The sequence below is a fragment of the Shewanella surugensis genome, assembly GCF_023284005.1.
GTDB lineage: Bacteria > Pseudomonadota > Gammaproteobacteria > Enterobacterales > Shewanellaceae > Shewanella > Shewanella surugensis.
In genome coordinates this window covers 1-3529 of sequence record NZ_JAKIKS010000240.1, presented here as the reverse complement: position 1 = coordinate 3529, position 3529 = coordinate 1, and the positions used below count along the sequence as shown (strand labels likewise).

The 3529-nt window shown below is 37.6% G+C and carries 4 protein-coding genes; 3 read left to right on the top strand and 1 reads right to left on the bottom strand.

What is annotated here, in order from left to right; genetic code table 11:
* Nucleotides 1-224 precede the first annotated feature (224 nt).
* Nucleotides 225-836, bottom strand: a complete 612-nt coding sequence (locus L2764_RS26390; RefSeq protein WP_248943316.1) for a LysE family translocator — start codon at nt 834-836, stop codon at nt 225-227.
* A 97-nt stretch (nt 837-933) separates the two neighbouring features.
* Between L2764_RS26390 and L2764_RS26385 the strand changes: the two genes are divergently transcribed.
* The 3 genes from L2764_RS26385 (at nt 934) to L2764_RS26375 (ending at nt 3403) form a co-directional block, all read left to right on the top strand.
* Entirely contained in the window at nt 934-1827 is an 894-nt protein-coding gene (locus tag L2764_RS26385) for a LysR family transcriptional regulator (protein ID WP_248943315.1), read from the top strand.
* A gap of 278 nt (nt 1828-2105) precedes the next feature.
* Nucleotides 2106-2966 carry an alpha/beta hydrolase family protein gene (locus L2764_RS26380; protein ID WP_248943314.1) on the top strand — a complete coding sequence of 287 codons (861 nt, stop codon included), beginning with the start codon at nt 2106-2108 and terminating at the stop codon, nt 2964-2966.
* A gap of 32 nt (nt 2967-2998) precedes the next feature.
* A complete protein-coding gene (locus tag L2764_RS26375; protein WP_248943313.1) occupies nt 2999-3403 on the top strand; it encodes a nuclear transport factor 2 family protein in 405 nt (134 codons plus the stop codon).
* Nucleotides 3404-3529: the final 126 nt, after the last annotated feature.

Here is a 3529-nt window from a genome sequence, read left to right as displayed (position 1 = left end):
TATACAAAAATAATGATAAACAAACAAGTTCAATGATGCGATAAGTACTGAAATTATCACGTTGCTCTAATAGTGAACGAATTTATGGTAATTTAATACTCAGGTACTTATCAACATATCTGTTAAAAAGAAAATGCCAGTGACTTTTATTGACTGGCATTCGGGGCTTATCCTTTGTTTGTTAAGTAAAGTTTTTGATTTTAATATACTAATAAAATGATAAACTATCCCCGTATAGCTAATAAACTACCCAATATTATCAGTGCACCACCGCATAATCGATTTAAACACGTTTTCAATAAACTTAACCGAGTCTTGAAAGGCAAGTATGTTAATAATATTGCTAGGGAACTAAACCAAAGAAGATGTAACACTGCAATATAGGCACCATAGCTCAAAGGAAAAAACCATGAATTATTGGAACTTGAGACTAATTGGCTAAATAAACTAATGAAAAAAAGCATAGTTTTAGGGTTGAGTAAATTACATAAAAATCCTTGGTATAAATATTGGAAATAATGCAAATTGTCTTTTGAATTTTGAGGTGCAGCTAGTGAGGTTTTAGCCGTTACTATATTTTTAATACCCATATAAATTAAATAGGCTGCCCCCAGATATTTTATGATGTTGAATAATTTTAGATTTTCAGTAAGCAGATAGCTTAATCCAAGTAATGAATATCCAATGTGAACACCTATAGCTAAACTTATTCCTAATGCAGTCCATAGCCCAGCCCTCCTACCAGCATTAAGGCTGTTCTTCATCATTAACACTAAATCAGCACCAGGGCTGAGTACAATAAGTAGGCCTATTACAGCAAGGCTAATAACATCCATAGCAATTCCAAACTTAATAAATGAGTCGCTATATTATCGCTTTATAAGAAGGGTTATAATCGATTTATTGTATATATAATGTGAGAAAAATTCACAGATGAGACATTTAAAAGCGTTTCATGTATTTCAAGTTGCAGCTACCGCTAAAAGTTACAGTGCTGCAGCAAAAACATTGCATATAACGCATGGAGCTGTGAGTAAACAAATTAAGTTATTGGAAGAATATTTAGGGCAAGTTTTATTTTATCGACAAGGTCATAGGATGAAATTAACGCCAAAAGGCTATAGTTTATATGCTTATACAGAACAAGCTTTCTCTGCGTTAAACAAAGGTATTGAAGTTCTGTCTATGCAGACTCAATGTATTGATGTATCTTGTGAGCCTACATTGACGATGCGTTGGTTGATGCCTAGATTGGTTGATTTCAATGATAAACATCCTACCGGTAATGTGAGATTATCGACGGCTGGAGGGCCGATTTTCTTAGGGAAGAATGGGCAGTCTTTGGCTATTCGCCGCAATGATTTCATCATTCCTTCTGAGTATATTCAAACCCCTTTAGTTACTGAATGGGTGGGACCAATATGCTCAGGAGATTATTGGAACAAGATGGAATCGAATGTTGATAATATTATCTTATTGCATAGCGAAACTCGCCTAGATGCTTGGCCACAATGGTTTAAATCAAATGAACCTACAATGCTAGAAAATTCACAACAGACTTTTGCTCATTTTTACTTTTGTATTCAAGCGGCTCAAGATGGATTAGGGATGGCAATGGGATCTTATCCATTAGTTGTTGATGAACTGAAACGAGGAAATTTAGTGGCCCCTTTTGGCTTCACTTTATCTGGGCATGATTATATATTATTAAGCTTAAAAGAGGATGTCACTCAAAAAGGTGAAATTGACTTTATAGATTGGCTAATATATAACATAAAAAATTGTGTCCCTAGTGGAGTTGAGATTAGATGCAAGGGGAATATTTAGTTCCGTCGCTTTGTTAAGCCAAGCAACAGGGTAACCGCATGAGTGCTTAATAATCAACCTGATTGATAAAGGTACACTCGATTACCCTCTTTCGCTCCAGTTTTTAGCTTAATAATTGTACCATATCGGGATGTTTAACGAACAGTTGTTGAGTGAAAAACGTTCACGGGGTTGCCCTAGGCCAAGCAATGTGAGATTGACATGGTAAATAAGGCAATGAGCAATAGTAGACTTCGATGGAATAGGTTGAAACATATTGAATCGAACAGGGAGGTTTTGTGCCTATTCAGTGGTATATAGAGCAGTATTTAAATGGGAAAAATAACAGGGATATGGATAGTAAGGATAGCCATAATAAAAGAGAAAGGAACAACGCCAAACAACAAATCACCGTCGATATCCATGAAAATCACGTGCAGAGACAACCCTGCTTAGTGATTGCTATCCATGATGATGCCCCATTTGGCACCGTGAGTTATCACAATACTTTTGCTAAAAAGGTTAGCGGCTTAGCTGTCAATGTGGTGGCTGTGGGGTTACTGCGACCTGGCTATAAAGACGAACGCGGCCGCAAATCTAATGGACGCAAAGGCTGGGCGGTGGGTGATAATTATGATCGCAAAAGAATAGAGCAAATCGTGGTAGGCATACGCATATTACAACAACGCTATAGGCCGATAAAAACCATCGTTGCGGGGCATTCAGGTGGGGCGGCGATAACGGCTAAAATGTTGGCTTATTATCCAGATTTAATGGACTCCGCGTTGATTGTGTCTTGCTCAGCTGATATTAATGCGTGGCGCAAAGATATGTTGAAGCTGCGTTCATCCCTGTTATTTTTCGGGAAAATTGCATGCACCTCTCCGCTTGACCTTGTCAAAACCATATCCAATAAAGCTCAGATCCATGTTATTTGTGGTGCGGAGGATGAGGTCACGCGACCTTATTTAAGCGAGCGTTATGTCACCAAGCTAATCCAAGCGGGTAAACAGGTGCACTATGATGTCATTACAGGGGATCATGATATTTTTCTGCATCCCTTTGTTTTAGCATCGGTTGCAAAGCACATTACACACTCACATAGCTTGCCTATTAATACGGGTTGTGATGATGGCAAAGCGTCATGTTATCCTTGGTAGGCTTTTAATATTCCCTTTCTATGGAGCAAAAAATGATGAAAAATAAACCTCATTGTCAGATCGCCAAAAAATTGTATGACGCATTTCTTGCTGGAGATATTGAAGGAATATACGCGTTACTGGATCCTGACATTGTATGGGAGCTTGTCGGTGTTAAAGAAGTGCCGCATTTTGGTGTATATCGGGGGATTGATGAGGTGAAAGGGTTCTTTAAGATTATTAGTGAGATTAATCAAGTCACTGGTTTTGAAATCCTCCAATATACGGAAACGGAAAAAGGGGCCTATGTTGAATGTCGTGAGCAAGGTCATTTCGAAGGCCACCCTAAAGAATTCGATCTTCGTTCTTGTCAGATTTTAGAGATAAAAAATGGACGGATCACTCACTTTACCATTTACCAAGATACGGCACAAATGCTCGATGCTTGGCGTTCCTGAAGCGTTTTTAATGGGTAAGTACCTGAGTATAAAATTACCAACAATTAGGTTAATATTTAATCTTTGATATTTTTTACATTACCAATGATATAGAACTTGTATCAATATCGAAATTTTTGTATAACT